The organism is Aeromonas aquatilis, from assembly GCF_054052405.1.
Genome location: NZ_JBSTYP010000107.1, coordinates 1 through 6,189, shown reverse-complemented (window position 1 = coordinate 6,189; position 6,189 = coordinate 1). Strand labels below are relative to the sequence as shown.

The 6,189-nt window shown below is 59.8% G+C and carries 7 protein-coding genes and 1 pseudogene; 7 read left to right on the top strand and 1 reads right to left on the bottom strand.

What is annotated here, in order from left to right; all coding sequences use genetic code 11:
- Positions 1 to 195, bottom strand: a 195-nt coding sequence (locus tag ACW5W8_RS23145) for a hypothetical protein (RefSeq protein WP_498630728.1), incomplete at its 3' end; no start/stop codon positions are given.
- Between ACW5W8_RS23145 and ACW5W8_RS23140 the strand changes: the two are divergent.
- From ACW5W8_RS23140 to ACW5W8_RS23110, 7 genes and pseudogenes are all read left to right on the top strand, one after another.
- Positions 137 to 1,039, top strand: a pseudogene (locus ACW5W8_RS23140) (MucB/RseB C-terminal domain-containing protein); the annotation flags it as partial. The gene ACW5W8_RS23145 and the pseudogene ACW5W8_RS23140 overlap by 59 nt on opposite strands.
- A gap of 93 nt (positions 1,040 to 1,132) precedes the next feature.
- Positions 1,133 to 1,594 carry a SoxR reducing system RseC family protein gene (locus ACW5W8_RS23135; RefSeq protein WP_040068038.1) on the top strand — a complete coding sequence of 154 codons (462 nt, stop codon included), beginning with the start codon at positions 1,133 to 1,135 and terminating at the stop codon, positions 1,592 to 1,594.
- A gap of 116 nt (positions 1,595 to 1,710) precedes the next feature.
- Positions 1,711 to 3,504 (top strand): translation elongation factor 4, encoded by a 1,794-nt coding sequence (lepA, locus tag ACW5W8_RS23130; protein WP_005335396.1) that lies wholly within the window; start codon positions 1,711 to 1,713, stop codon positions 3,502 to 3,504.
- Between the two features lie 3 nt (positions 3,505 to 3,507).
- Positions 3,508 to 4,431 carry a signal peptidase I gene (gene lepB, locus ACW5W8_RS23125; protein WP_005335395.1) on the top strand — a complete coding sequence of 308 codons (924 nt, stop codon included), beginning with the start codon at positions 3,508 to 3,510 and terminating at the stop codon, positions 4,429 to 4,431.
- A complete protein-coding gene (gene rnc / locus ACW5W8_RS23120; RefSeq protein WP_103250418.1) occupies positions 4,432 to 5,103 on the top strand; it encodes a ribonuclease III in 672 nt (223 codons plus the stop codon).
- Between the two features lie 58 nt (positions 5,104 to 5,161).
- Complete coding sequence (era, locus tag ACW5W8_RS23115; RefSeq protein ID WP_005335393.1) at positions 5,162 to 6,061, top strand: GTPase Era; 900 nt, start codon at positions 5,162 to 5,164, stop codon at positions 6,059 to 6,061.
- Positions 6,062 to 6,189, top strand: a 128-nt coding sequence (locus tag ACW5W8_RS23110) for a recombination protein O N-terminal domain-containing protein (RefSeq protein ID WP_498630725.1), incomplete at its 3' end; no start/stop codon positions are given.

Genomic DNA, 6,189 nt, shown 5'->3' with positions numbered 1-6,189 from the left:
GGAGACCAGCAGGCTGATGGCGCCGATGCCGGCAACTGCCAGGGTGAGGGTCGAGAGAATAGTGGAGAAGGTAGCCAGCATGGCGTCGCGGGGGGGGCCCCGCGCCCCCCGCGCCCCCCCCCCCCCCCCCCCCCCCCAGGCCTTGTTGCAGCAGATGCAGAGTGCCGTGCAACAACAGAATTTCGAGTTGTCCATGGTCAAGGCCCGTCAGGGGCGTCTTGAACCGATCCGGATCAGCCATGCCGTCATCAACGGCAAGGAAGTTGCCCACCTCAGTTACCTCGACGGCAAGGCGATCGAGTATCTCCAGCGCCAGAACGAATACACCTTCTTTGAAAACAGCCACGATCCCTACACCCTGAAGGATGCCCGTTTCCCCGGCATCTGGTCGACCCTGGTGAAGATGCCGCTGGCACAGGTGCTGGAGAGCTATGATCCTGTGCTGGCCGGCCGCAGCCGGGTTGCCGGTGTGGTGGCGCAGGTGGTGAGGCTGGTGCCTAAAGAGGCCGACAAATATGGTTTCGTGCTCTGGATTGACGAGCAGAGCCACTTGCTGCTGCGGATCGACATGGTCGAGCGGGAAGGCAATCTGGTGGAGCAGGTACTTGGTGTCGAACTGGATCTGCAGAGCAAACCGGCCCCCTGGCTGGTAAAGCTGGCCAACAGCAAGCAGCCTCCGGCGCTGGCGCTGGAGGATGCCTATCCGGCGCCGCAACAGCAGTTGAACTGGCAGATCACCTGGTTGCCCGATGGCTTCAAGGTGCTGTCGCAAGACCGGCACCAGCTGGTGACCACCAGTATGCCGGTGGATTACATGATGCTCTCCGACGGGCTGGTGGATCTCTCGGTCTACGTCTCCCGGGTCGATCCCAAGCAGGCGGTGCGCCAGCAGCTGATCCGCCAGGGGGCGACCTCGCTGGTGAGCTATGTCAACGAGGTGGGGGTCGAGATCACCGTGGTCGGCGAGGTGCCTGCCGAAACCGCCAAGCGCATCGCCGAGTCGGTCCAGCCGCTGGCCCACAACGAAGCGGTGCAGTAACGGGGGATGCGGGGTTCTTCCCCGCTTGCCGAGCGTGGCGAGTCGTGGTCAGATCCCCTGATTGTGTGAACCCGAGGTGTTGCCGTGAATGAGATGAGTGAAGAGCTGGCGACCGTGGTGGCCATTGAGGGTGACCATGCCTGGGTGGAGTGCGAGCGGCGCTCCGCCTGCAGTGGTTGTCAGCAGCAATCCAACTGCGGTACCGGCACCGTGGCCAAGGCATTTCCCCTGAAAGCTCCCCGCTTGCGAGTCAGGCTGACCGCCGAGGTGCGGGTTGGCCAACAAGTGAGGCTCGGTATCCCGCAGGAGAGTCTGCTGCGCGGGGCTGCGCTGGTCTATGTGCTGCCGCTTTTCTGTCTGTTGGCCGGCGCCTTGCTGGGGCAGCTCTGGCTGGCGCCGCTGCTCTCGGGCGGGGAGGGGATTACCATTCTCTGCTGCCTGCTGGGGGGCGTGCTGGGCTTTTTACTGGTTCGTTACTTTTCCAACCGCCTGGATCAGGGGCGCTACGGCCCGCAGATGCTCGGCGTCGTGGTCCCTGTCCGCATCCTCCCCTGACTGAACAGGCGCTATTTCACTGGCGCTGGCGACTAAAGAATGGCCGTCAGCCGGGTTATCCAGTAAAATCGCGCCTCCATAACTGACCTTAACTAATTTTGAGTGACTCTTGCTCGATGAAACACATTCGTAACTTTTCGATTATTGCGCACATCGACCACGGTAAATCGACCCTGTCGGACCGTCTGATCCAGACTTGCGGTGGCTTGTCCGACCGCGAGATGCAGGCTCAGGTGCTTGACTCCATGGATCTGGAGCGCGAGCGCGGCATTACCATCAAAGCACAGAGTGTGACCCTGAACTACCAGGCACAAGACGGTAACACCTACCAGCTGAACTTTATCGACACCCCGGGCCACGTGGATTTCTCCTACGAGGTCTCCCGCTCTTTGGCGGCCTGTGAAGGGGCGCTGCTGGTGGTAGATGCCGGCCAGGGGGTTGAGGCACAGACTCTGGCCAACTGCTATACCGCCATGGAAATGGATCTGGAAGTGGTGCCGGTGCTGAACAAGATTGACCTGCCGGCTGCCGAGCCCGAACGGGTTGCCGAGGAGATCGAAGACATCGTCGGTATCGACGCGGTCGATGCGGTGCGCTGCTCCGCCAAGACCGGTCTGGGTGTTGATCTGGTGCTGGAAGAGATCGTGGCCAAGATCCCGGCACCGGAAGGTGACCCGGATGCCCCGCTGCAGGCGCTGATCATCGACTCCTGGTTCGACTCCTATCTGGGCGTTGTCTCTTTGGTGCGGATCAAGAACGGTTCCCTGAAGAAGAACGACAAGATCAAGGTGATGAGCACCGGTCAGGTGTGGGGTGTCGATCGTATCGGTATCTTCACGCCCAAGCAGGTGGATACCCAGGGTCTGGGTTGCGGCGAGGTAGGTTGGGTTGTTTGCGGTATCAAGGACATCCACGGCGCGCCGGTGGGTGATACCCTGACTCAGGCCAAGAATGGTGCCGACAAGGCGCTGGCTGGCTTCAAGAAGGTGAAGCCGCAGGTTTATGCTGGTCTGTTCCCCATCTCCAGCGATGACTACGAGTCGTTCCGTGACGCCCTCGACAAGCTCTCCCTGAACGATGCCTCCCTGTTCTTCGAACCGGAGAGCTCCACTGCGCTGGGCTTCGGCTTCCGTTGCGGCTTCCTCGGCATGCTGCACATGGAGATCATTCAGGAGCGTCTGGAGCGTGAATACGATCTGGATCTGATCACCACGGCGCCGACCGTAGTGTACGAGATCGAGCTGACCGACGGTTCTACCATCCACATCGACAGCCCGGCCCAGATGCCTGCCATCACCAGCATCAAGGAGATGCGCGAGCCGATCGCCGAGTGTCATATCCTGCTGCCGCAGGAGTACATGGGCAACGTGATCACCCTCTGTATCGAGAAGCGTGGCGTACAGACCAACATGGTCTATCACGGCAAGCAGGTGGCACTGACCTATGAAATCCCGATGGCAGAAGTGGTGCTCGACTTCTTCGACCGTCTGAAATCCACCAGTCGTGGTTACGCCTCGCTGGACTACGGCTTCAAGCGTTTCGAAACCTCCGACATGGTCCGTCTGGACATCATGATCAACGGTGAGCGCGTCGATGCCCTGGCCATCATCACCCACAAAGACAACGCCCAGTATCGCGGTCGTCAGGTGGTGGAGAAGATGCGTGAGCTGATCCCGCGCCAGATGTTCGATATCGCCATTCAGGCGGCCATCGGCAACCAGATCATCGCTCGCAGCACCGTCAAGGCTCTGCGTAAAGACGTAACCGCCAAGTGTTACGGTGGTGACGTGAGTCGTAAGAAGAAACTGCTGAACAAGCAGAAAGAAGGTAAGAAACGGATGAAGTCCCTCGGCCGTGTCGACGTGCCGCAGGAAGCCTTCCTCGCGATTCTCCACGTCGGAAAGGATTAATAGATGGCAAGCACGTTTTCCCTGATCCTGGTGGTGGTCTGCGCGATCACCGGTGTTATCTGGTGTCTGGACAAGATGATTTGGTCCAAGCAGCGCGCCGCCAAGATTGCCGTGGCTCGTGCCCATGGCGGTGCCCACCTGGATGAGAAGACTCTGGCCAAGGTGGCCCCCGTGCCGGTCTGGATTGAGCAGACCGCCGGGGTCTTCCCGGTCATCACCTTTGTGCTGATCCTGCGTTCGTTCATTTTTGAACCGTTCCAGATCCCGTCAGGCTCCATGATGCCCACCCTGCTGGTGGGCGACTTCATCCTGGTGGAAAAATTTGCCTATGGTCTGCGGGATCCGGTGACCAACACCAAGTTCCTCGAGACTGGCGAGCCCAAGCGTGGCGACGTGGTGGTGTTCAAGTATCCCCTTGAACCGCGCGTTGACTACATCAAGCGGGTGGTCGGCATGCCGGGTGATCGGGTCATCTATCGCAACAAGGAGCTGATGATCCGGCCCAAGTGCGAAGAGCAGGAAGGGAAAACGTGCCCGGGCTTCAAGAAGCTCGACGTCAAGTTTGAACAAAGAGGCGAATTTACCCAGATGGGGATCCCCCTTGACCGCTATACCGAGCAGTTGGGTGATGTCTCCCACGAGACCCTGCGCAATCCGCTGATGCCCGACATGGTTGGCCGTTACTATCGCCAGCCCGGCACCTACCCCGACGAATGGGTCGTACCGGAAGGCCAGTATTTCGTGATGGGCGACAACCGCGACAACAGCACCGACAGCCGCTTCTGGGGCTTTGTGCCCGAGCAGAATCTGGTCGGCAAGGCGGTCGCTATCTGGATAAGTTTTGAATTCGAGCGCGAAGAAGGCTCCCTGCTGCCAAGTTGGGTACCGACAGGTGTGCGCTTCAACCGCATTGGCGGAATCAAGTAAATGAATATCAAGATGAACAGACTGCAGTCCCGTCTCGGGCATGTCTTTGCGGATCTGGAACTGCTGACCCGTGCGCTGACTCACCGCAGCGCCGGTTCCCGTCACAATGAACGACTGGAATTTCTGGGTGACTCGATCTTGAGTCTGGTGATTGCCGACGATCTGTTCCACCGCTTCCCGCAAGCGGCGGAAGGGGATCTCAGCCGGATGCGCGCCACCCTGGTGCGCGAGAAGACCCTGGCCGAACTGGGCCGGGAGTTTGACCTCGGGGATCACCTGATCCTGGGCCCCGGCGAACTCAAGAGCGGCGGTTTTCGCCGCGAATCCATTCTGGCCGATACGGTCGAGGCGGTGATCGGTGCCGTCTATCTGGATACCAATCTTGAGACGGTGCGGACACTGCTGCTGAGCTGGTATGCCAGCCGCCTGGAAGAGATCAAGCCGGGCATCGAGCAGAAAGATCCCAAGACCCGTCTGCAAGAAATTCTGCAGGGAAGCCGCAAATCCCTGCCGACCTACACCGTGACCAACGTCAAGGGCGAGGCACACAACCAGGAGTTCACTGTCCAGTGTGACGTGGAAGGTCTGGATGGGCCCCTCGTCGGGGTCGGCACCAGCCGTCGCAAGGCCGAACAGGCCGCGGCGCAGCAAGCATTGGAAAGACTGTCATGACTGCTATCGATGCAAGAGGCCGCGGTCTTTCAACACAACAGGCATTGGAAAAACTGTCATGACAGATACTACCTACTGCGGCTTTGTCGCCATCGTGGGCCGCCCGAATGTGGGCAAGTCCACCCTGCTCAACAAGCTGCTTGGCCAGAAGGTCAGCATTACCTCGAAGAAACCCCAGACCACCCGTCATCGGATTTTGGGGATCGATACCGAGGATAACTACCAGACCATCTATGTAGATACCCCGGGTCTGCACATTGAAGAGAAACGAGCCATCAACCGCCTGATGAACCGTGCCGCCACCAGTTCGCTGGGGGACGTGGCCATGGTGGTGTTCATGGTCGACGGTACCCACTGGACCAAAGATGACGAGATGGTGCTGGGCAAGCTGCGCAATCTCAAGTGCCCTGTGGTGCTGGCGGTCAACAAGATTGACAACGTCAAAGAGAAAGAAGATCTGCTGCCCCACCTCGAGTGGCTGGGCCAACAGATGAACTTCGCCCATATTCTGCCCATCAGTGCCGAAAAAGGCACCAACGTGGAGAAGATCCGCGAATGGGCCAAGGATCTGCTGCCGGAAAACGTCCACTTCTTCCCGGAAGATTACGTGACCGACCGCTCCTCCCGCTTTATGGCCTCCGAGATCATCCGCGAGAAGCTGATGCGCTTCACCGGTGAGGAGCTGCCCTACTCGGTGACGGTGGAGATCGAGCGCTTCAAGGTGGAAGAGAACGGCCTCTACCACATCCACGGCCTCATTCTGGTCGAGCGTGATGGCCAGAAGAAGATGGTCATCGGCAACAAGGGCGAGAAGATCAAAACCATCGGCACCGAGGCGCGCCTCGATATGGAGCGTCTGTTCCAGAACAAGGTGCACCTCGAGCTGTGGGTCAAGGTCAAGTCGGGCTGGGCTGATGATGAGCGCGCCCTGCGCAGCCTCGGGTATGGCGACGACTGATTGCTGACCCCGGCTTTCGTCATCCACAGTCGGCCCTATCGGGAGACCAGCCAGCTGGTCGAGGTCTTCACCCAGGATAGTGGCCGATTTACCCTGGTGGGCCCCCGGGGTAGGCGGGCCCCCGCCGC

What these genes read in the sequence shown, in the direction of transcription:
- ACW5W8_RS23135 (WP_040068038.1), top strand. Translation starts at nt 1,133, where the DNA reads ATGAGTGAAGAGCTGGCGACCGTGGTGGCCATTGAGGGTGACCATGCC.
- lepA (WP_005335396.1), top strand. Translation starts at nt 1,711, where the DNA reads ATGAAACACATTCGTAACTTTTCGATTATTGCGCACATCGACCACGGT.
- lepB (WP_005335395.1), top strand. Translation starts at nt 3,508, where the DNA reads ATGGCAAGCACGTTTTCCCTGATCCTGGTGGTGGTCTGCGCGATCACC.
- rnc (WP_103250418.1), top strand. Translation starts at nt 4,432, where the DNA reads ATGAATATCAAGATGAACAGACTGCAGTCCCGTCTCGGGCATGTCTTT.
- era (WP_005335393.1), top strand. Translation starts at nt 5,162, where the DNA reads ATGACAGATACTACCTACTGCGGCTTTGTCGCCATCGTGGGCCGCCCG.